The sequence below is a fragment of the Tabrizicola aquatica genome, from assembly GCF_002900975.1.
Lineage (GTDB): Bacteria > Pseudomonadota > Alphaproteobacteria > Rhodobacterales > Rhodobacteraceae > Tabrizicola > Tabrizicola aquatica.
In genome coordinates, this window is sequence record NZ_PJON01000001.1 from 1579111 (window position 1) to 1599602 (window position 20492).

Consider the following 20492-nt stretch of genomic DNA (forward strand, 5'->3'; position numbering starts at 1 on the left):
CCAGATCATGGAACCTGCGCGCCGGGTCAGGCTTGGTGACCGGGTAGCAGAAGAAGGAAACTCGGCATGGAAATCACCTTTACCGGCAAGACCGCCCTGGTGACCGGCGCGGGGTCGGGCATCGGCGAGGCCATCGCGCTGGGGCTGGCGGCCAGCGGCGCGGCCGTCGTCGTGCAGGACCTGAAGCTGGACGCGGCCGAACGGGTCGCCGCCGCGATCACCGCAGCCGGGGGCAAGGCGCGCCCCGCCGCCGGCGATGTCGCCGATGCGACCGAGGTCGAGCGCATGGTGACCGAGGCGGCGGCGTGGAACGGGGGCTTGCAGCTTCTGGTCAACAATGCCGGGATCGGCGGGCCGCAGGCGCCGGTCGGGGAATACCCCCTGGACGGCTGGCAGCGGGTGATCGACGTGAACCTGAACGCGGTCTTTTACGGGATGCGCTATGCCATCCCCGAGATGCTGAAGGCCGGCGGCGGGGCGATCGTCAACATGGCCTCGATCCTGGGGTCGGTCGGCTTTGCCAATTCGGGAGCCTATGTCGCGGCCAAGCATGCGCTTCTGGGCCTGACCCGGACTGCGGCGATGGAATACTCGGCCAAGGGCATCCGGGTGAATGCCATCGGCCCGGCCTTCATCGATACGCCGCTTCTGTCCGCCCTGCCCCCCGGCGCGAAAGAGGCACTGGTGGCCGCGCATCCCATCGGCCGCCTTGGCCGGTCGGACGAGGTGGCGGATCTGACGCAGTTCCTGCTGTCGGACAGGGCCAGCTTCATCACCGGGTCCTACCATCTGATCGACGGCGGCTACTGCGCCCAGTGACCTCTGGTCCTTCGCCCGGTCGCGCGTTAAAAGCGCGCGTCCGGAACGGAAGGCGCAGACATGGCACGCATCCTTATCACCTCGGCCATTCCCTATATCAACGGGATCAAGCATCTGGGGAACCTGGTGGGCAGCCAGCTTCCCGCCGACCTTTTCGCCCGCTTCAACCGGGCGATGGGACATGAGGTCATGTTCATCTGCGCGACCGACGAACATGGCACCCCGGCGGAACTTGCCGCGGCCAAGGCCGGGAAGCCGGTCGAGGAGTATTGCGCCGAGATGCATCAGGTGCAGGCCGAGATCGCACGGGGCTTCCGGCTGTCATTCGACCATTTCGGGCGGTCCTCCAGCCAGCGGAACCACAAGCTGACCCAGCATTTCGCGGGCAAGCTGGCGGAGAACGGGCTGATCGAGGAAGTGAGCGAAAAGCAGGTCTTTTCCATCGACGACAACCGCTTCCTGCCCGACCGCTATATCACCGGCACCTGCCCGAATTGCGGGTATGAGGCGGCGCGTGGCGACCAGTGCGAGAACTGCACCAAGCAGCTGGACCCGACCGACCTGATCAACCCGCGCTCGTCGATCAGCGGCAGCACGAACCTGGAGGTGCGGGAGACCAAGCACCTCTACCTCAAGCAGCGCGCGCTGAAGGACAAGCTGGAGGCCTGGATCGACAGCAAGAAGGATTGGCCGATCCTGACGACCTCGATCGCGAAGAAGTGGCTGAACGACGGCGACGGCTTGCAGGACCGGGGGATCACGCGCGACCTGTACTGGGGCATCCCGGTCAAGAAGGGCGACCAGCCCTGGCCGGGGATGGAGGGCAAGGTCTTCTACGTCTGGTTCGACGCGCCCATTGAATACATCGCCGGGACCGCCGAATGGGCCGATGCGAACGGCCTGGACGATGACGCCTGGGAACGCTGGTGGCGCACCGACAAGGGTGCCTCGGACGTGACCTATTACCAGTTCATGGGCAAGGACAACGTGCCCTTCCATACCCTGTCCTTCCCCGCGACGATCCTGGGGTCGGGCGAGCCGTGGAAGCTGGTCGATTACCTGAAATCCTTCAACTACCTGAATTATGACGGCGGCCAGTTCTCGACCAGCCAGGGGCGTGGCGTATTCATGGATCAGGCCCTGTCGATCCTGCCGTCGGATTACTGGCGCTGGTGGCTTTTGTCCCATGCGCCGGAATCCAGCGACAGCGAGTTCACCTGGGAGAATTTCCAGACCGCCGTGAACAAGGACCTGGCGGATGTGCTGGGCAACCTTGTGTCGCGCGTGACCAAGTTCGCGGTGTCCAAGTTCGGCAACGAGGTGCCGGCCGGCGGCCAGTTCGGCCCGCTGGAAACCGCGCTGATCGCCGACCTGGGCGCGCGGATCGCCGACTATACCCGCCTGATGCAGGAGATGGAGGTCCGCAAGGCCGCCGCCGAGTTGCGGGCGATCTGGGTGATCGGCAACGAATACCTGCAATCGGCCGCGCCCTGGTCGGTGGTCAAGACCGACCCCGAACAGGCGCAGGCCATCGTCCGCCTGGCGCTGAACCTGATCCGGGTCTATGCGATCCTGTCCGCGCCCTTCATCCCCGATGCCTCGGCCGCGATGATGAAGGCGGTGGGGTCCGAGGACTGGACCTGGCCTGCCGACATCTCGGCCGCGATGCGCGCCCTGCCCGCGGGGCATGGGTTCGAGGTGCCGGAGAATCTGTTCCGCAAGATCACCGACGAGGAACGCGCCGACTGGCAGACGCGATTCTCGGGTGTGCGGGCCTGAAGTAGCGGAACATAATCCGTGTGCAGGTGCAGAAACCACCCCTGAGCGGGAGGGTTTCAGGCGCGGATCGCCGCCATGCGGGAAGAAATTCCGCCGACGCCGGAATCTTCGGGAGGCAAGACGAGCGTTTCGGTGCTATCAGAAGGCATCGGAAACCCGAGTCGCTGCCACGTCAGGAGAAACCGATATGTCGCAGACCCTGCCCCGCCGCGCGCGGACTTATGGCACCTATGCCGCCGTCGCGCTGTTTGTCGTGGTGTATCTTGGTGTGCTGGGTGTCGTGCTGGCCCCGCGTGAGACCATCGCGGTCCAGTCGGGCGCCGTCTTCATGGATGAATGACGCCTAGATGATCGCACCTTCGACCATGGCGCGATCTTCGGCGATGCGGTCATAGTGGAAGGCTGACAGATCCAGCGTGCGATAGCCGCCGTGGATGATCCATTCCGCTGTGCCCCGGCCCATGGCGGGCGATTGCTGCAGGCCGTGGCCGGAAAAGCCGTTCAGGAAGATGAAGTTCGCAACCTCGGGGTGCGGGCCGGTGACGGCGTTCTGGTCCAGCAGGTTATAGTCATAATGGCCGGCCCATTCGCTGAGGACCTTCACCGCCTCGAAGGCGGGGATGCGGGTGGCGATGGCGGGCCAGATGTGGTCCATCCAGACCTCGTCCTGCATCGTGAAATCGTCCAGCGCAGCCGGCCCGTCGGGTTCGGCGTGGCCCCCGGCCATGTAGGTGCCGCCGCCGACCTCGCGGACATAGGCGCCAGTGGGGTCGATGGTCAGTGGCAACGGCCGGTCAAGCGGCGTTGCGGCCTGGATCACCCAGTTGAACCGCTTGCGCGGCTGGATCGGCAGGGCGATGCCCGCCATCGCCGCGACATCGGCCCCGCGCGTGCCGGCGGCGTTGACCACCAGCCCGCAGGCGACCGTGCGGCCGGATTTCAGCCTGACGCCGGTGACGCGCGGGCCGCTCAGGTCCAGTCCCGTCACCTCATCCGCGAGGTAGTCCACGCCCGCCTCGCGCGCCTTGCGGCGGAACCAGTCAAAGACGGTGGAACCGTCGAAATACCCCTCGTCCACCGTGTTCAGGCTGCCAAGGACCAGGTCGTCGACGCTGTAAAACGGGTATTCGGCCTTGATCTCATCCGGCGTCAGCAGGCGCGTCCCCGCCCCGGCCGCCGCCTGCACCTTCTGGTTGGCGCGCAAGACATCGGCGAAAGCGGGGGTGTCGGCGAGGTAGAGGTAGCCAAAGTTCTGGATCTTCAACTCGGGCACGCGGGGGTCGTTACCCATCCGCGCCCGAAGGTTCTGCACGAAATCCGCGCCGAACTGCGAGATGCGGATGTTCAGCTCGGTCGAGTATTGCTGGCGGATGCAGGAGAAGGACAGCGTGGTCGCGGCCTTCTCATAGCTGGGGTCGCGTTCGACGACCAGGATGCGGCCGGGAAAGCCCATCTGGGTCAGCCACCAGGCGGTGGAAGAGCCCATGATCGCGCCGCCGATGATGACGACGTCATAGCTGTCGTGACGCGGCTCGCTATGGAATCCCTGCATCGCTTTCCCCTGCTTTGGGCAGGGTTTAGCCCGGCGCGGGGGTGGCGGCAACCGGCACGGGGCCGGTCGCCGCCGCCGGTTCAGTCGGTCGCGCCGTGCATCGCGCCGTGGTCCATCGGGGCATCGCCCATCGCGCCATGGTTCATCGCGCCTTGCCCCGTCGGCGGATCGATCTGGAACTCGATCTCGACCCGGCCGGCGCGTTCAAAGATCAACGTGGCCTTGTGCATCTCGCCTTCGGTCAGCGGAGCCATCAGGCCCATGAACATGATGTGATAGCCGCCGTGCTCCAGGCTGACCGTCTCGCCGGGCGGCAGGTCCAGCGCCTCGATATGGGTCATGGTGCCGACGCCGTTCGCGTCGACGCGGCTTTCATGCACCTCGGACTTGGCGGCGATGCCGGATTCGACGCCGATCAGGCGGTCAGCCTCGGTGCCATTGTTGACGATGGCCATGAAGCCGCCGGCGGCCTTGGCGCTGGCGGGGGGCTGGGGGATATGGGGGTGGATGATCTGCAGATCGCCCGCCGTGATTTCATGCGCGAAGGCAGGGGCGGCAAGGGCAAGGGCGGCCAGCAGGGCCAGGATGCGGGACATGACGGAACTCCATCCGTGAAATGTTGGGAAATCCCCGGCAGGACCGGGGCGACAGGAGGGGGACGTCAGGCCAGGGGTGGGCCCTGCGGCCCATGGCCGGGGTCCAGAACCCGCGCCGCGGCGCGCGGAACCGGCGCGGCAAGCATCGGGGCCGGGATCGGCAGGACCAGCCGCAGCGGAAGGCCGGACGGGACCGGAAGCTGCAGGGCGGCGGCAATCTGGCAGGCCGCGCAATCCGAGCGCGGCATGTGGCCGCCATGGCCGTCCTGGCCACAGATCTCGCCGCCGTTGGCCAGGATGAAGGCAAGGGCTGCATCCTGGGGACTGGGCGCGCGATGGGCATAGGCGGTCGCGGTCAGCGAGACCGCGAGGGCGACCAGCAGCGCCAGTCGCTGGACCAGAAGAAGCATCCGCACCAGCATGGCCCCTGCTTGCGCCAAAGTGCGGACGGGGTCAATCGGCGACGGCCCCCTGCGGCAACGGGTCCGGGGGCGTCAGGGCAGCGGCCAGCGTCTGCAGCTGCGGGGCCAGCGGGTTGGACTTGCGCCACACCAGCCCGATGGTTCGGCTGGGTCGCGGGTCGGGCAGCCGGTGCAGCGCCACGGCGGCCGACCGGGTTTCCACCCTCGCCGCCATTTCCGGGATCAGGGTGACCCCGATCCCCGCCCCCACCATCTGCACAAGGGTTGAAAGCGAGGAGCCCTGCATGATCTCGCCCGCAAGGGCCGGGGGCAGCTTGCAGTAACTGATCGCCTGATCGCGGAAGCAGTGGCCTTCCTCCAGCAGAAGCAGCGGCATGTGGCGCAGGTCGTCCAGCGTCGGGACCGGATCGGTGGCCTGGGCGGCGGGGCGGACCAGCAGGAAATCCTCGTCGAACAGGGGATATTCGGCCAGCGAGGGTTCAGAGACCGGCAGCGCGACCATGGCAAGGTCAAGCCGCCCCTCGACCAGGTCGCGCATCAGGCGGGGGGTCACTGCCTCACGCGGGCGAAGGTCGAGGTTTGGGAAGCACGCGCCAAGCTGGCGGATCAGCTGCGGCAGGAAATAGGGCGCGACGGTCGGGATGATGCCCAGGCGCAGGCGGCCGGTCAGGGGCCCGGTGCCGACGCGGCCCAGCGCGGCCAACTCGTCCACCGCGCGCAGGATGTCGCGGGCGCGCAGACTGAAATCCTCGCCCAGTGCGGTCAGGCGGATCTGGCGCGGCCCGCGTTCGACCAGCGGGGCACCAAGGATATCCTCCAGCTCCTTGATCTGCAGCGAGAGCGCGGGCTGCGAGATCGACGATGCCTCGGCCGCGCGGCCGAAATGGCGGTGGCGGGCCAGGGCCTCGAAATAGCGCAGGTGTTTCATGGTCAGGGCTGACATATGCAAAACCTATCGCGACGATTGGAAAATGAAAATTCCCTTTATCGCAAGGCGGTGCTACCAGCAACCAAGGACGGGACTGTGAGTCGCGGGTAGCCAGGGGGCGGCCCGCGTCCTGCTGTTTCCGGCGATGGACCCCAGCCATGAGGAGAGCAAGATGGACGGCAACGATATCGGGCGGACGGGCAAGTGCCCGGTGATGCACGGGGCAATCACCACCACCACCCAGACGGTCACCGACTGGTGGCCGAAAACGCTGAACCTGGACATCCTGCACCAGCACGACACCAAGGTGAACCCGCTGACCGGCTTCAACTATCAGGAAGAGGTCAAGAAACTGGACTTTGACGCGCTGAAGCGTGACCTGATTGCGCTGATGACCGACAGTCAGGACTGGTGGCCGGCCGACTGGGGCCATTACGGCGGTCTCTTCATCCGCATGAGCTGGCACGCCGCCGGGACCTACCGCATGGCCGACGGCCGGGGCGGTGCGGGCACCGGCAACCACCGTTTCGCGCCGCTGAACAGCTGGCCGGACAACGCCAACCTGGACAAGGCGCGGCGTCTGCTGTGGCCGATCAAGAAGAAATACGGCAACCGGCTGTCCTGGGCCGACCTGATGGTCCTGGCCGGGACCGTGGCCTATGAGTCCATGGGCCTGAAAACCTTTGGCTTCGGCTTCGGGCGCGAGGATATCTGGGCACCCGAGAAGGACGTCTACTGGGGCTCTGAGAAAGAGTGGCTGAAGGACGAACGCTATCCCACGAAAGAGGACCGCTCGTCTCTGGAAAACCCGCTGGCCGCCGTGGTCATGGGCCTGATCTATGTGAACCCGCAGGGCGTGGACGGGGTCCCGGACCCGCTGCGCACCGCGCATGACGTGCGTGAGACCTTCGCCCGCATGGCGATGGATGATGAGGAAACCGTGGCGCTGACTGCAGGCGGCCACACCGTCGGCAAGGCGCATGGCAACAACGATGCCACGTTGATCGGTGCCGAGCCGGAGGGGGCCGAGCTTGAGGAAGCGGGTCTGGGCTGGAACGTCCATGCCAAGCGGTCGGTCGGGCGCGACACGATCACCTCGGGGCTGGAAGGCGCCTGGACCACCAACCCGACCAAGTGGGACGGCGGCTATTTCCACCTGCTGCTGAAATACGACTGGGAACTGGTGAAGTCCCCGGCCGGTGCGTTCCAGTGGCAGCCGATCAACATCGATCCGGCCGACATGCCGGTTGACGTGGAAGACCCGTCGATCCGCGTGATGCCGATGATGACCGACGCCGACATGGCGATGAAGATGGACCCGAAGTATCGCGAGATCAGCGAACGTTTCGCCAAGGATCAGGCGGCATTCAGCGATGCCTTCGCCCGCGCCTGGTTCAAGCTGACCCACCGCGACATGGGGCCGAAGGTCCGGTATCTGGGCCCGTGGGTTCCGGCTGAGGACCTGATCTGGCAGGATCCGGTTCCGGTCGGGCCGACTGCCTGGAACGTGGACGCGGTGAAGGCGAAGATCGCCGCATCGGGTCTTTCGGTTTCCGACATGGTCACCACCGCCTGGGATTCGGCCCGGACCTTCCGCGGCTCGGACAACCGGGGCGGTGCCAACGGTGCCCGTATCCGTCTGGCCCCGCAGAAGGACTGGGAAGGCAACGAACCCGCCCGTCTGGCGCGTGTCCTGTCGGTGCTGGAGCCGATCGCCAAGGAAGCCGGCGCCTCGCTGGCCGACGTGATCGTGCTGGCCGGGAATGTGGGGGTCGAGCATGCGGCGAAAGCTGCTGGCGTTGACGTGACCGTGCCGTTCCACGCGGGTCGTGGCGATGCGACCGAGGCCGAGACCGATGCCGACAGCTTCAGCGTGCTGGAGCCGCTGGCGGATGGGTTCCGCAACTGGATGAAGAAGGACTATGCCGTCTCGGCCGAAGAGCTGCTGCTTGACCGCGCGCAGCTGATGGGCCTGACCGCGCATGAGATGACCTGCCTGATCGGTGGGATGCGGGTGATCGGCACCAACCACGGCGGCACGGCGCATGGCGTCTTTACCGACCGCGTGGGGGCGCTGACCACCGACTTCTTCAACGGCCTGACCGACATGGGCTACAAGTGGGTGCCGAAGGGGTCGAACCTTTACGAGCTGACCGACCGCAAAACTGGTGCCGTGAAGTGGACGGCGACGCGGGCCGACCTGGTTTTCGGGTCGAACTCGATCCTGCGGGCCTATGCCGAGGTCTATGCCCAGGACGACAACCGCGAGAAGTTCGTCTGCGACTTCGTCTCGGCCTGGGTCAAGGTCATGGAAGCCGACCGCTTCGACCTGCGCGCCTGAACGGAATTCACCAGTAGGCTGCTTGCGAGTAACGGACGGCCCGGGGGGAAACCACCGGGCCGTTTCGCTTTAGCCGGTCCAGCCGGACGCCGGGGTCTTCAGCACCACTTTGGTCCAGGTGTTCTGGTCGTCGCGGAAATGCTGATAGCCCTTGGCGGCGTCCTCCAGCGGCAGGCGGTGGCTGATGAGGAAGGTCGTGTCGATCTCGCCCTCGGCAATGCGGTGCAGAAGGCTGGGCATATAGCGTTGCACATGGGTCTGACCGCTGCGCAGGGTCAGGCCTTTCTGCATCACGGCACCGGTGGGAAAGCTGTCGGCAAAGCCGCCATGCACGCCGGGCACCGAGACGCGGCCGCCCTTGCGGCAAGCGTGGATCGCGCTGCGCAGCGCGTGGATGCCGTCGACACCGATCCCCACGGCCTGCTTCGCCCGGTCCATCAGCCGGTCGGGGGCCAGCCCGTGGCTTTCCATCCCCACCGCGTCGATCACGGCATCCGGGCCGATGCCGCCCGTCATCTCCAGCAGCGCCTCGGCCACATGGGTCTCACGGTAGTTCACCACCTTGGCGCCCAGGCTTGCGGCAAGCTCCAGCCGCCGGGGATGGTGGTCGATGGCGATGACCTGTCCCGCCCCCATCAGAAGCGCGGACTGGACCGCGAACAGGCCGACCGGGCCGCAGCCCCAGACCGCCACCGTGTCGCCGGGCCGGATGTCGCAATTCTCGGCCGCCATCCAGCCGGTGGGCAGGATATCCGACAGGAACAGCACCTGGTCGTCCGGCAGGTCGTCGGGCACCACGATCGGCCCCACGTCCGAGAACGGCACCCGGACATATTCCGCCTGCCCGCCCGAGTATCCGCCCGTCAGGTGGCTGTAGCCGAAGATCCCCGCCATCGCATGGCCAAACGCGGCTTCGCTGGCGTCCTGCTTTTCCACGGGGTTGGAGTTGTCGCAGGCGGAATACAGCCCCTCGGTGCAGAAGAAGCAACCGCCGCACGAGATGGTGAAGGGCACCACCACGCGCTGGCCCTTCTTCAGGGTGCTGCCGGGGCCGACGTCCACCACGCGGCCCATGAACTCGTGGCCAAGGATGTCGCCGGCCTGCATCCCGGGGATTACCCCGTCGAAGATGTGCAGGTCCGAACCACAGATCGCGGTCGAGGTGACCTCGATGATCGCGTCGCGGGGGTTCAGGATCTTGGGGTCCGGGACGGTTTCCACCCGGACGTCCTTGGTGCCTTGCCAGGTCAATGCGCGCATTGCGGCCTCCTTATTCTGCGGGGCGGCGGTGCGCCGTGGCGATTTCGCCGGTTTCCATAAGCATCTTGAACCGCTTGAGTTCATGCCGCGCCTGGATCGCCGGTTCGCGACCGGCAGCCTTGGCGACGATCTGGCCCAGCGGGCCAAAGGGCGGGTCCCAGGCGATGATCGCGGTGACGGTCGTGCCGCGCCCGGCGGGGGCGTCGGCGAACATGACCTTGCCCGAGGTGTCGATCTCGGACCCTTCAATCGAGCGCCAGGCAATGACCTCATCGGGCTGGTCGGTGACGATGCGGGTCTTGACCTCGACCGTCTGGCCCATCGGGGCGCGGATCGTCCAGGTCGTCGTCTCGCCGTCCTCGGTGATGTTGTCCACGTTCTCCATCACCTGCGGCAGGTTCTGGAAGCGGCGCCAGAAGGCGTAAAGCTCGGATCCTGGGCGGGCGATGGTGACGGTATAGGCCTCGACGGCATAGTCGCCCCAGCGGCGGCGGCGCGCGGTGTGGCCGGGGGCGCTGTCGCGGTTGCCCCGTTTCTGGCCGGCATTGGCATAGGCGAGGACGGCCAGCGCCGCGATGCCCCCGCCCAGTATCACCCAGCCTACCCTGCTTTTCCCTGCCATGCCTGCATCCTTTCCGCCGGTTCCGGGGGGTGAACCGGCGGGGGTGCGGATTGTTCCGTCAGGCGTTCAGCAGGCGGTGGACATGCGCCGGGCCGGTCGGCCGGATGCCGGTCGGGTTCAGCGCCTTGATCGAGTAATAGCCGCGCGTGATGTGGTCGAGGCTGACCGTATCCCTGATTCCCGGCAGGTGCAGGATGCGCGCCATATAGGCCGAAAGCCGGGGGTAATCGGCGATCTGGCGGCGGTTGGTCTTGAAGATGCCGTGATAGGCCGCGTCAAAGCGGATCAGGGTGACAAAGGCGCGGATGTCGGTTTCGGTCAGGCGGTCCCCGAACAGGTAGTCGCCGGTCAGCCTCTCTTCCAGCTCGTCCAGCATGGCAAAGACGCCATCGACGGCCTCGTCATAGGCGGCCTGACTTTGGGCGAAACCGGCCTTGTAGACGCCGTTGTTCAGTTGGTCGTAAAGCCGCTGGTTCAGCGCGTCGATCACGTCGGCCAGGTCGGCCGGGTAAAGCCGCAAGCCGGACGGGGCAAGATGCTCGAACGCGGTGTCCAGCATCCGCACGATGTCGGCGCTTTCGTTATTCACCAGGACGTTCCGCTGCATGTCCCACAGGACCGGCACGGTCGCCCGGCCGCTGATCTGCGGATCGGCGCGGGTGTACATCTGGTGCAGGTATTGCACGCCGAACAGCGGATCGGCGTCGGCACCGGGATAGCCGCCAAACTCCCACCCTTGCGGGCCGAGGGTGGGGTTCAGCACCGTCACCGGGATCAGCCCCGCCAACCTCTTCAGCGCCAGCGCCATCAGCGCGCGCGAGGCCCAGGGGCAGATCAGCGCGACATAGAGGCGATAGCGCCCGGCTTCGGCCGCGAAACCGCCCTGCCCCGTCGGGCCGGGGCTGCCATCCGGCGTGATCCAGTTGCGGAAGGTCGAGGTCTGGCGCACGAAACGGCCCTTCTCGTCGGCCTTCTGCACCGGTTGCCAATCGGCCGTCCATTTTCCATCGACAAGCATCTCAAGCCCCCTGGTGAAACACGAAGGACCGCATGGACACCGAGCCCAGATCGATCGCATCTGTCATGAAGGTCAACTGGTCCCGGTCGTCCGAGGTTCCGGCGATGGTCAGCGCCGGCATGTAGTGATCGACCGTCGGATGGGCCATGCGCAGCAGGCTGCCCAGCGCATCACGGTCGGCCAGCGAGGCCAGGTTGCGGTCCTGCAGGCGGCTGGCGAACAGCTGGTCGAACTCCAACGCGAAGTCCAGCGGCTGGCCGCCAAAGCGCATGGCGCGCAGGTTGTGGACCACGTTGCCCGAGCCCAGGATCAGCACGCCCCGGTCGCGCAGTTGCGACAGGGTGCGACCGACCTCCAACTGATGCTCCAGCCCGCGACCCATGTCGATCGAGACCTGGAACACCGGCACATTGGCCTGCGGATAGAGGAACCGCAGCACCGTCCAGGCCCCATGGTCCAGGCCCCAGGTGTCGTCGGTGTCGGAATGGTGGCTGGCCAGCAGGGTCGAAACCTCGCGCGCAAGGTCCGGCGCGCCGGGGGCGGGGTAGTCCATCGCATAGAGCGTGTCGGGAAAGCCGTAGAAATCGTGGATCGTCTTGGGCAGGGCCGAGACATCGACCAGCGTCGTGCCCCGCGTCATCCAGTGGGCCGAGACGACCAGGATCGCGGCGGGCTGCGGCAGGCTTTGGCCCAGCGCGGTCCAGGCGCGACTATAGGGCGTATCCTCCACCGCGTTCATCGGGCTGCCATGGCCCAGAAACACCACGGGCATCCGGGCCGAGGGCTTCAGCCGGTCGCGCAGGCGGTGCAGGTCGGTGATCGCGCTCATGGTCGGTCCTTTCGCGGGTGGCATGGCCAGACCTTACGCCTTGACGCTTCAGCATGAAACGGGGACTTTGTGGAATGACTATCTACATGGCGTTCCGAATATGGACCTGATCGACCAGTTGAAGGCTTTCGTCGCCACGGCGCAGACCGGGTCCTTTACCGCGGCGGCAGAGCAGTTGGGGGTGTCGAACCGCCTGACCTCGAAATACGTGGCCGAGCTGGAGGGGCGGCTGGGCGTGCGGCTGTTGCAGCGGACAACCCGCAAGGTCGGGCTGACACCTTCGGGCGCGGATTTGCTGGCCCGCGCCCCTGCCCTGCTGGACGATCTGGACGCGCTGATTGCCGAGGTTTCGGAAGGGTCGAAAGGGTTCCAGGGGGTGATCCGGGTCTCGGCCTCGGTGTCGTTTGGCGAGATCTGGGTCGCGGGGATGCTGGAGCGTTTCGCCCGGCTGCATCCGGGCCTGGGCTTCGATCTGCGGTTGGACGACCGGCATGTCGACCTTGCGGCCGAGGGGATCGATCTGGCGTTCCGTCTGGGCCGGACCGAGACGCAGTCCCTGAAGCTGCGCAAGCTGGGCAGCTTCAGGTCGGTCCTGGTGGCAAGCCCCGACTATCTGGCGCGGCGCGGGGTGCCGGCGGCCCCGGCTGACCTGACGGCGCATGACTGCATCCTGGACCTGAACCGCCGCACCCCCCGGCGCTGGAGTTTTGGCGCCGAGGGGGCGGTTCAGGCGGTGACGGTGCGGGGGCGGTTCCAGGTGAACTCGGCCCGCGCGGCGGTGGAACTGGCAGGCAAGGGCCAGGGCCTTGCCTATGCGCCCCGCTTTGCGGCACGCGACGCCCTGGCGGCGGGGCTGGTGGTGCCGGTGCTGGCCGACCTTCCGGGCGAGACCAGCCCCCTTGGGGCGGTCTGGCTGGAAGGCCGCGTCCTGCCGCGCAAGATCCGCGCGCTGATCGACTTTGCGGCCGCCGACCTGCGGCAGACGGACCTGCTTTAGTCGGCTTCGACAAAGACCTCGTCCCGCTTCTTGCGGATCGCGGGCAGAAGCATGACGACCAGCACCGCGACGGTCAGCAGAAGCAGCGTCAGGCTGATCGGCCGGGTGACAAAGACCGTCGGATCGCCGCGCCCCAGGATCATCGCCCGGCGCAGGTTCTCCTCAAGCATCGGGCCAAGGACGAAGCCCAGCAGCAGCGGCGCGGGTTCGCAGCGCAGTTTCAGCAGCGCATAGCCCATGAGGCCGAAGAAGGCGACGGCGTAGAGGTCGTAGACGTTCGAGTTCACCGAATAGACCCCGATGGAACAGAAGGCCATGATGATCGGGAAAAGGACGTGGTAGGGCACTTTCAGAAGCTTCACCCAAAGCCCGATCAGCGGCAGGTTCAGGATCACCAGCATCAGGTTGCCGATCCACATGCTGGCGATGATGCCCCAGAAAAGCTCGGGCTGTTCGCTGGCGACATTGGGGCCGGGGACGATGCCCTGGATGATCATTGCGCCCACCATCAGCGCCATGACCGGGTTTGCCGGGATGCCCAGGGTCAGAAGCGGGATGAAGCTGGTCTGCGCGCCCGCGTTGTTGGCGGATTCAGGGCCTGCAACCCCGGCGATGGCGCCCTGGCCAAACTCCTCAGGGTGGTCGGAGATGCGCTTTTCGACGGTGTAGGACGCGAAGGAGGCCAGCACCGCGCCCCCGCCCGGCAGGATGCCCAGGACCGAGCCGATGGCGGTCCCGCGCAGCATGGGGGCGACCATGCGTTTCAGATCCTGGCGTGAGGGGAAAAGGCCGCCAAGTTTGGTGCCCAGGACGGTGCGGTCCTGCTCGCCTTCCAGATTGCGCAGGATCTCGGCGATGCCGAAGACGCCGACCGCCAGGGCGACGAAGCTAAGCCCGTCGGCATATTCCGTGATGCCGAAGGTAAAGCGCGGGGCTCCGGTGTAGATGTCGGTGCCGACCAGGCCCAGGATCAGGCCCAGGACGACCATGGCGAGGGCCTTCAGGATCGAGCCATGGGCAAGGGCGATGGCCGAGACGAGGCCCAGGACCATCAGGCTGAAATACTCGGCCGCGCCGAATTTCAGGGCGATGGTGGTCAGGGGCGGGGCGAAAAGCGCGACCAGAAGCGTGGCCACGGTGCCCGCGAAGAACGACCCCAGCGCGGCCACGGCCAGCGCGGTCCCGGCCTTGCCCTTGCGCGCCATCTGGTAGCCGTCGATGGCGGTCACGGCAGAGGAGCTTTCGCCCGGCATGTTGATCAGGATCGCCGTGGTCGACCCGCCATACTGCGCGCCGTAGTAGATCCCGGCCAGCATGATGAGGGACGAGACCGGCTCCAACTGGAAGGTGATCGGCAAAAGCATCGCGATGGTCGCGGTCGCGCCGATGCCCGGCAAGACGCCGATCAGGGTGCCCAGGATCACGCCGATCAGGCAGAAGAACAGGTTCTCGGGCGAGGCTGCGGTGGCGAAGCCGAGGGAGAGGTTGGAAATCAGGTCCATATGCGCCTCAGAACGGAAGCCAGGGGCCGAAACGGCGGAACGGCAGGCCCAGGCCGTAGGAAAAGACGAGGGTCGCAAAGACGGTGACCGCGGCAGCGAGGAGAAGCGCCGAGTGCGGGCGCATCTTGAACGAGGCCAGCGCCGCGATCAGCGTGGTCAGGAAGATCGCCGGCACGAAGCCCAGGCCGCGCACGGTGAGGCCAAAGAAGATGGGGGCCGGAAGGATGAAGAAGGCCCCGCGCCAGGCCAACGTGCCGATCGCCTCGCTGCCACGGTCGTGGATCGCGCTGGCAATGATGGCTAGGCCCAGAAGGATCAAGATGCCGGACAAGACCAGCGGGAAATAGCCCGGGCCCATACGGAAGGCGGTGCCGATCTCCAGCCCCAGAGACTGCACGCCGAACAGCAGGCCGAACAGGATGAACAGGATCCCCGCAAGCGCGTCGGTCCAGTCGATGGTGATGTTCTTCATGGTAGCTTGGCGCCTCCCCCTCGCCAGAATGAAGGGGGGCGCAGGTCGCGCCCCCCGACGTCGTCAGTCGGCGTAAACGCCAGCCGTTTCGATGACCGGCTTCCAGCGGGCAATCTCGGCTTCAAGCTTGGCTTTCAGCGCGGCGGGGGTTGCGTCAGCGGCGGGCGACGGGGCGGTGCCCAGTTCGGCCAGCTTTTCGGCGATGCCCGGATCGGCCAGCGCGGATTGCAGCGCGGCCGACAAACGCTCGACCACTTCGGGCGGGGTGCCCTTGGGGGCATAAAGGCCGTGCCAGATCGACACTTCCATGCCCGGAAGCCCGCCTTCGGCCACGGTCGGAAGGTCCGGGAAAATTTCAAGCCGCGCGGGCGAGGTCACGGCATAGGCCTTGATCGTGCCGCCCTTGATCTGCTCGGTCGTGTTGGTGGTCTGGTCGCACATGATGTCGATCTGGCCACCCAGAAGTTCCGTCATCGCCGGGCCGGTGCCCTTGTACGGGACGGTCACGATGGGGGCCTCGACCGCCTGCATGAACAGCATCCCGCACAGATGCGAGGCCGCGCCGATCCCGGCATTGGCCATCGTGATCGTGTCGGCGTTTTCCTTGACGTAGCTGATCAGCGAGGCGAAGTCGGCCGGCTCGAAGTCCTTGCGGGCGACGATGGTCATCGGAACTTCAGTCACAAGGCCGACATACTCGAAGGCTTCGGTCGTGTTGTAGGCCAGGTTGCGATAGAGCGTGGCGCTGGTCGCCATGCCGATGTGATGCAGAAGGATCGTATAGCCGTCCGCTTCGGCGCTGGCGACATTGCCCGCGCCCAGGGTGCCGCCTGCCCCACCGACGTTTTCGACGATGATCTGCTGGCCAAGGTCGGCCGACATGCGTTCGGCGATCAGGCGACCCACGGTGTCGGTCGGCCCCCCGGCCGAAAACGGGACCACCATGGTGATCTGGCGTTCGGGGTAGGTCTGCGCGAAGGCGGCGGATGCGGTCAGGACCGCGCCGGCGGCAAGGCCGGCGAGTTTCGATGTCAGTGCCATGAAGTCCTCCCAGACGTCGCTTGGTGTCCCCGCGCGGCTTCCTCCTCCGCGCGGGCTGAGAGCATGGGGGCGCCGGTTTTGCCCACGTGGCAAAGCAAAGTCGTCATGAGTGGACGGCTTTCGCGTGCTGGACGCGTGGAGTTGGGTGGAAATCGCCCCAACCCGCGCCGAAGCATGGGTGGATTTCCACCCATCGTGGGCAGGCTACCCCTCGGCGTCGTCCCCGTCGACGATCAGGCGGCGGTCCAGACCGTGCTTCTGCATCTTCTCGTACAGGGTCTTGCGGCTGATCCCGAGCGATTCGTAGACCTTGCGCAGATGCCCGCGATGCGCGGCGATGGCCCCGGCGATCACGCTGCGCTCGAACCCCGCGACGCGGTCGGCCAGGCGCGGGGCTTCCGGGCCTGCCCCCTCCATCCAGTCAAGGCCCAGGACGAAGCGGTCGGCGGCATTGCGCAATTCACGCACGTTGCCGGGCCAGTCGCGGGCGGAAAGCTGGGCCAGAAGCTCGGGTTCGGGGGTGCGGTCGGGGACGCTGTGGCGCGCAGCGGCTTCGCGCACAAGCTGCAGGAAAAGCAGCGGGATATCCTCGCGCCGGCCGGCAAGCGGCGGAACGCGGATGGTGGCGACAGCAAGGCGGTAAAGAAGATCCTGGCGGAACGTCCCGGCAACGGCGGCCTGCGCCAGGTCGGCCTTGGAAGTGGCAAGGAACCGGACATCCAGCGCGATGGGGTCGTTCGACCCCAGCCGGGTGATGACCCGGTCCTGCAAGACACGCAGCAGCCGGGCTTGCAGGTCCAGCGGCATCGACCCGATCTCGTCCAACAGGATCGTGCCGCCGCGCGCATGTTCAAAGCGGCCGAAGCGCGGCCGCAAAGCACCGGGGAAGGCGCCGGCCTCGTGACCGAAAAGCTCGGACTCGATCAGTTGCGCTGGAAGCGCGGCGCAGTTGATCGCGATAAGGGGGCGGCCCGCGCGCGGCGACAGGTCGTGCATGGCCTGGGCCACGACCTCTTTGCCCGCGCCGGTCGGCCCGGTGATCAGGGCATCGGCCTCGGACGGGCCAAGGGTGCGGACCAGGCGCCGCAGGTCGATGACGGCGGGGCTGCGGCCGGGCAGCCGCGCCTCCAGGTCGTCGCGCTGGCCCGCGACGGCGCGCAGGCGGCGGTTCTCGATCACCAGGGCCCGATGGTCAAGCGCGCGGCGCAGCACGGCGGCCAGGGGCTGGATGGCAAAGGGTTTCTCGATGAAGTCATAGGCCCCGCGCCGCATCGCCTCGACCGCAAGGCTGACCTCGGCGTGGCCGGTGATCAGGATCACCGGCAGGTCGCGGTCGGCCAAGGTCAGGCGTTCCAGAAGGCTCATCCCGTCCAGACCGGGCATCCGGATGTCCGAGATCACCGCGCCCGTAAAACCGGGCCCGATCAGCGGCAGGGCGGCCTCGGCGCTGGCAAAGGACTGGACCGTGAAGTCCGCCAGTTCCAGCGCCTGTTCGGTGGACCGGCGCATCGCCTCGTCGTCGTCGATCAGGAGGACGGTCTGTTTCATTCGGCCGCCAACGCCCCGGCCCGCGCGGGGCGCAGGACCAGGCTGAACACCGCCCCGCCCTGCGGATGGTTTGCGACGCGCAGGTCGCCCTGGAAATCCTGCATGATGTTATAGCTGATCGACAGCCCCAGCCCGAGGCCCGAGCCGACCTGCTTTGTGGTGAAGAACGGGTCGAAGATGCGATCGGCAATGGCCGGGGCGACGCCGGGGCCATGGTCGTGGACCTGTAACGTCACCTCGTCACCCTGGGCCTGGGCGCTGATGTCGATCCGGCGGTCGGCGGTGCCCTCGACCGCGTCGGCGGCGTTGGACAGAACGTTGACCAGCACCTGTTGCAGCCGCACCGGGCCGCCCTGGACCAAGGGCAGGTCGGCGGGCAGGGCGACCGAGACCCTAGCCCCCGCCGCCGTCAGCCGACCCTGGGCAATGGCCAGCGCATCCTGCACGACGGCGGCAAGGTCGACGATCTTCAGCGGCTCGTTCGGCTTTCGGGCGACGTTGCGCAGATGGCGGGCGATGGCGGCCATGCGGTCGATCAGGGTCAGGATCTGACCGATGTTCTCTCGCGCGCGTGGCAGGTCGCCCCGATCGATCAGAAGGCCGGCGCTGTCGGCATAGTTCCGGGCGGCGGCGAGCGGCTGGTTGATCTCGTGGCTTAGCGCCGCCGACATCCGGCCCAGCGCCGCCAGCTTGCCGGCCTGCACAAGATCGGCCTGCATCCGGTGGAGGTCGTCATTGGCGCGGGTCAGGTCGGCGGTGCGCTCGGCCACCTGGCGTTCCAGGTCGGCCTGGGCCGTGGCCTGGATCGCCAGCCGTTCAGCCAGCCGCGCGCGGCGTTGCCAGACCGTCCAGCCCAGCAGCAGCGCCACGGCCAGAAGCAGCCCGAACGCGGCGACCGCAAGCCGCGCCTGTGCCCGCAAGGGCGCGGTTTCCAGCAAGACGCGCACCGTCCAGCCCGCTTGCGGCATCTCGCGCGCGGTCATCACATATTCCCGCTCTGTCCCGTTGCCATCGACAAGTTGCAGCAGATCGACCTTGCCCGAGCGCACCCGCTGGGTCGCCAGGACGCTGAGCCCGGCCTCGGCATAGCGGCGCGAGGCGGCGATCCGGGCGATCTGGTCCGCCGTCAGCGGCAGCAGGCTGTGATACAGCCAGACGGGATCGGTGGACATGAACACGATCCCGTCGGGGTCGGTCACCAGGATGCGATAATCGCGCGCGACCCAGCCGGCCTCGATCTCGTCCACACCGATCTTCAGTGCCAGCACCCCGGCAATGGCCCCGCGACTGCCGCGCACCGGCGAGGCGAAGTAGTAGCCGCGCACACCCGAGGTCGTGCCCAACGCGAAGAAATGGCCGCTGGCCCCATCCCTTGCCGCAGTGAAATACGGCCGGTACGAGAAGTTCTGGCCGATGAAACTGTCGGGGCGGGCGTGGTTCGAGGCCGCGATTGTCGTCCCCGTCAGGTCGATCAGATAAAGGTCCGAGGCTTCGACCAGCGTATTGGTCTCGTCCAGCCAGCGGTTCAGGGCCGCGATCCGCCCCGCATCGTCTGGTGCTGCCAGAGCCGCGCGGATGTTGTCGTTGCGGGCCAGCAGGGCGGGCAACGCCTCAAAGCGCCGCAGATGCCCCTCCAGCGCGTTAACGGTCTGACGCAATGTCGTTTCGGCGCGGACCTGCCCCTCGCCCAGGGCGTTGCGGGTGGCGACACGCTCGACCCCCAGCATAAGGACCGCCACCGCGACTGCGATGGCCCCCCATGCCAAGCCTTTCCACCTGCCTGTCATCTGGCCCCCCTGCCCCGGCCGAGCAATTATCATGCCCGGGGCCACGACGGGAAAGGGAAATCAACGGCGGCTGCCATTCCGGCCGCCATTGGCGGCGGCCCAGGCGGACGGATGCCGCGCTGCCGCTATTTGCGGAAGATTGCCACCAGGTCGCTGACCCCTTCGGCCGGGTCCGTCAGTTCCAGGTGCTGTTCGATGTGGCGCAGATGGTCGGCCATCAGCCGCGACGCCGCCTCGGTGTCGCGTCGGCGGAAGGCGTCATAGATCTCGTCATGGTCCTCGTCGCGGCAGTTCGAGACGCCGGGGCTGCCGAAAATGCCAATGATCAGCGAGGTGCGGGTGACCAGTTCCTTGACCATCCGCAGCGCGACCGCATTGTCGGCAATTTCGGCCAGCAGCACATGAAACTGGCCGGACAGCCGGATCGCATCGCGGCGCTTGTTGCTGTGGTGGGCCTCGTGTTCCAACCGAAGGTGCCGCTGGATCGCGGCAAGATTCTCATCCGTCGCACGTTCCGCCGCCAGCCGCGCCACGTTCGGCTCGATCATCAAACGGGCCTCGAACACTTCGCGGGCCTGCTCGGCTGTAGGCGAGGCGACAAAGGCGCCGCGATTCGGCAGAAGGTCCACGACTTCGCGGCTGGCCAACAACAGAAGGCTTTGCCGGATCCGCATCCGGCCGACCCCAAACGCCTCGCACAGGGCGGCTTCGGACAGCTTCGTGCCGGGCGGCAGGCGCTGGTCGATGATCGCCTCGAAGATTCGCTCGACGATCTCTTCCTCCCCAAGTTCGTCGTCGCGAAGGTCCGCTTCGGCAGCGGTGCCGAGGGTGCTCATGCCAGGTGCCTGTTCCAAGACTGCTTGGTTTCCACGCTACAGGGGAATAACTGCGCCCATCAAGAGGCATTCCGTGAACCATCGGGAACATTTTTGTTGACAATCGTGTCAGCACGTCCGTCAATCGACTTGCCCGGACTTGA

19 protein-coding genes are annotated in these 20492 nt (G+C 66.8%); 5 read left to right on the forward strand and 14 right to left on the reverse strand.

Annotated elements, in window-relative coordinates:
- Positions 1-66: 66 nt before the first annotated feature.
- The 3 genes from CXR42_RS07805 (at position 67) to CXR42_RS19480 (ending at position 2938) form a co-directional block, all read left to right on the forward strand.
- Entirely contained in the window at positions 67-819 is a 753-nt protein-coding gene (locus CXR42_RS07805) for an SDR family NAD(P)-dependent oxidoreductase (RefSeq protein ID WP_103256849.1), read from the forward strand.
- A gap of 60 nt (positions 820-879) precedes the next feature.
- Positions 880-2598 carry a methionine--tRNA ligase gene (gene metG / locus CXR42_RS07810; protein ID WP_103256850.1) on the forward strand — a complete coding sequence of 573 codons (1719 nt, stop codon included), beginning with the start codon at positions 880-882 and terminating at the stop codon, positions 2596-2598.
- 187 nt (positions 2599-2785) lie between these two features.
- Positions 2786-2938, forward strand: a complete 153-nt coding sequence (locus CXR42_RS19480) for a hypothetical protein (protein WP_180995989.1) — start codon at positions 2786-2788, stop codon at positions 2936-2938.
- A gap of 3 nt (positions 2939-2941) precedes the next feature.
- On the opposite strand, the gene CXR42_RS07815 is transcribed toward CXR42_RS19480, so the two are convergent.
- From CXR42_RS07815 to CXR42_RS07830, 4 genes are all read right to left on the reverse strand, one after another.
- Positions 2942-4150: an NAD(P)/FAD-dependent oxidoreductase gene (locus CXR42_RS07815; RefSeq protein ID WP_103256851.1), complete on the reverse strand. Its 1209-nt coding sequence runs from the start codon at positions 4148-4150 to the stop codon at positions 2942-2944.
- An 80-nt stretch (positions 4151-4230) separates the two neighbouring features.
- Entirely contained in the window at positions 4231-4746 is a 516-nt protein-coding gene (locus CXR42_RS07820) for a copper chaperone PCu(A)C (RefSeq protein WP_103256852.1), read from the reverse strand.
- A gap of 65 nt (positions 4747-4811) precedes the next feature.
- On the reverse strand, positions 4812-5162 hold the full coding sequence (locus CXR42_RS07825) for a hypothetical protein (protein WP_146038014.1): 351 nt from the start codon (positions 5160-5162) through the stop codon (positions 4812-4814).
- Positions 5163-5199: 37 nt separating this feature from the next.
- Positions 5200-6111: a hydrogen peroxide-inducible genes activator gene (locus CXR42_RS07830; protein WP_103256854.1), complete on the reverse strand. Its 912-nt coding sequence runs from the start codon at positions 6109-6111 to the stop codon at positions 5200-5202.
- 157 nt (positions 6112-6268) lie between these two features.
- On the opposite strand from CXR42_RS07830, the gene katG reads away from it, so the two are divergent.
- Complete coding sequence (katG, locus tag CXR42_RS07835) at positions 6269-8437, forward strand: catalase/peroxidase HPI (RefSeq protein ID WP_103257093.1); 2169 nt, start codon at positions 6269-6271, stop codon at positions 8435-8437.
- Positions 8438-8506: 69 nt separating this feature from the next.
- On the opposite strand, the gene CXR42_RS07840 is transcribed toward katG, so the two are convergent.
- Genes CXR42_RS07840 through ygiD form a run of 4 tightly spaced genes read right to left on the reverse strand, consistent with a single transcriptional unit; the run spans position 8507 to position 12166 of the window.
- Entirely contained in the window at positions 8507-9697 is a 1191-nt protein-coding gene (locus tag CXR42_RS07840; protein WP_103256855.1) for a zinc-dependent alcohol dehydrogenase, read from the reverse strand.
- 10 nt (positions 9698-9707) lie between these two features.
- On the reverse strand, positions 9708-10319 hold the full coding sequence (locus tag CXR42_RS07845; RefSeq protein WP_103256856.1) for an SRPBCC family protein: 612 nt from the start codon (positions 10317-10319) through the stop codon (positions 9708-9710).
- Positions 10320-10377: 58 nt separating this feature from the next.
- A complete protein-coding gene (locus CXR42_RS07850) occupies positions 10378-11337 on the reverse strand; it encodes a glutathione S-transferase family protein (protein ID WP_103256857.1) in 960 nt (319 codons plus the stop codon).
- A gap of 1 nt (position 11338) precedes the next feature.
- Positions 11339-12166, reverse strand: a complete 828-nt coding sequence (gene ygiD, locus CXR42_RS07855) for a 4,5-DOPA-extradiol-dioxygenase (protein WP_103256858.1) — start codon at positions 12164-12166, stop codon at positions 11339-11341.
- Positions 12167-12266: 100 nt separating this feature from the next.
- Here ygiD and CXR42_RS07860 point away from each other — a divergent pair, with 100 nt between their 5' ends.
- A complete protein-coding gene (locus tag CXR42_RS07860; protein ID WP_103256859.1) occupies positions 12267-13163 on the forward strand; it encodes a LysR family transcriptional regulator in 897 nt (298 codons plus the stop codon).
- On the opposite strand, the gene CXR42_RS07865 is transcribed toward CXR42_RS07860, so the two are convergent.
- The 6 genes from CXR42_RS07865 to CXR42_RS07890 all read right to left on the reverse strand — a co-directional run bounded on the left by CXR42_RS07865 (position 13160) and on the right by CXR42_RS07890 (position 20349).
- The gene (locus CXR42_RS07865) at positions 13160-14665 is read right to left on the reverse strand and encodes a tripartite tricarboxylate transporter permease (RefSeq protein ID WP_103256860.1); all 1506 of its coding nucleotides are present in this window, start codon (positions 14663-14665) and stop codon (positions 13160-13162) included. The genes CXR42_RS07860 and CXR42_RS07865 overlap by 4 nt on opposite strands.
- 7 nt (positions 14666-14672) lie before the next feature.
- Complete coding sequence (locus tag CXR42_RS07870; protein WP_103256861.1) at positions 14673-15137, reverse strand: tripartite tricarboxylate transporter TctB family protein; 465 nt, start codon at positions 15135-15137, stop codon at positions 14673-14675.
- A 63-nt stretch (positions 15138-15200) separates the two neighbouring features.
- Complete coding sequence (locus tag CXR42_RS07875; RefSeq protein WP_103256862.1) at positions 15201-16178, reverse strand: tripartite tricarboxylate transporter substrate-binding protein; 978 nt, start codon at positions 16176-16178, stop codon at positions 15201-15203.
- Positions 16179-16382: 204 nt separating this feature from the next.
- Positions 16383-17726, reverse strand: coding sequence for a sigma-54-dependent transcriptional regulator (locus tag CXR42_RS07880; RefSeq protein WP_103256863.1), 1344 nt, complete (start codon positions 17724-17726; stop codon positions 16383-16385).
- The gene (locus CXR42_RS07885; RefSeq protein ID WP_219727923.1) at positions 17723-19513 is read right to left on the reverse strand and encodes a sensor histidine kinase; all 1791 of its coding nucleotides are present in this window, start codon (positions 19511-19513) and stop codon (positions 17723-17725) included. The genes CXR42_RS07880 and CXR42_RS07885 overlap by 4 nt, the downstream gene beginning before the upstream one ends.
- 125 nt (positions 19514-19638) lie before the next feature.
- Positions 19639-20349, reverse strand: a complete 711-nt coding sequence (locus CXR42_RS07890) for a GntR family transcriptional regulator (protein ID WP_103256865.1) — start codon at positions 20347-20349, stop codon at positions 19639-19641.
- Positions 20350-20492 lie beyond the last annotated feature (143 nt).

Coding starts and splice junctions, on each gene's coding strand:
- CXR42_RS07805 (WP_103256849.1), top strand. CDS start 67: ATGGAAATCACCTTTACCGGCAAGACCGCCCTGGTGACCGGCGCGGGG.
- metG (WP_103256850.1), top strand. CDS start 880: ATGGCACGCATCCTTATCACCTCGGCCATTCCCTATATCAACGGGATC.
- CXR42_RS19480 (WP_180995989.1), top strand. CDS start 2,786: ATGTCGCAGACCCTGCCCCGCCGCGCGCGGACTTATGGCACCTATGCC.
- CXR42_RS07815 (WP_103256851.1), bottom strand. CDS start 4,150: ATGCAGGGATTCCATAGCGAGCCGCGTCACGACAGCTATGACGTCGTC.
- CXR42_RS07820 (WP_103256852.1), bottom strand. CDS start 4,746: ATGTCCCGCATCCTGGCCCTGCTGGCCGCCCTTGCCCTTGCCGCCCCT.
- CXR42_RS07830 (WP_103256854.1), bottom strand. CDS start 6,111: ATGTCAGCCCTGACCATGAAACACCTGCGCTATTTCGAGGCCCTGGCC.
- katG (WP_103257093.1), top strand. CDS start 6,269: ATGGACGGCAACGATATCGGGCGGACGGGCAAGTGCCCGGTGATGCAC.
- CXR42_RS07840 (WP_103256855.1), bottom strand. CDS start 9,697: ATGCGCGCATTGACCTGGCAAGGCACCAAGGACGTCCGGGTGGAAACC.
- CXR42_RS07845 (WP_103256856.1), bottom strand. CDS start 10,319: ATGGCAGGGAAAAGCAGGGTAGGCTGGGTGATACTGGGCGGGGGCATC.
- CXR42_RS07850 (WP_103256857.1), bottom strand. CDS start 11,337: ATGCTTGTCGATGGAAAATGGACGGCCGATTGGCAACCGGTGCAGAAG.
- ygiD (WP_103256858.1), bottom strand. CDS start 12,166: ATGAGCGCGATCACCGACCTGCACCGCCTGCGCGACCGGCTGAAGCCC.
- CXR42_RS07860 (WP_103256859.1), top strand. CDS start 12,267: ATGGACCTGATCGACCAGTTGAAGGCTTTCGTCGCCACGGCGCAGACC.
- CXR42_RS07865 (WP_103256860.1), bottom strand. CDS start 14,665: ATGGACCTGATTTCCAACCTCTCCCTCGGCTTCGCCACCGCAGCCTCG.
- CXR42_RS07870 (WP_103256861.1), bottom strand. CDS start 15,137: ATGAAGAACATCACCATCGACTGGACCGACGCGCTTGCGGGGATCCTG.
- CXR42_RS07875 (WP_103256862.1), bottom strand. CDS start 16,178: ATGGCACTGACATCGAAACTCGCCGGCCTTGCCGCCGGCGCGGTCCTG.
- CXR42_RS07880 (WP_103256863.1), bottom strand. CDS start 17,726: ATGAAACAGACCGTCCTCCTGATCGACGACGACGAGGCGATGCGCCGG.
- CXR42_RS07885 (WP_219727923.1), bottom strand. CDS start 19,513: ATGACAGGCAGGTGGAAAGGCTTGGCATGGGGGGCCATCGCAGTCGCG.
- CXR42_RS07890 (WP_103256865.1), bottom strand. CDS start 20,349: ATGAGCACCCTCGGCACCGCTGCCGAAGCGGACCTTCGCGACGACGAA.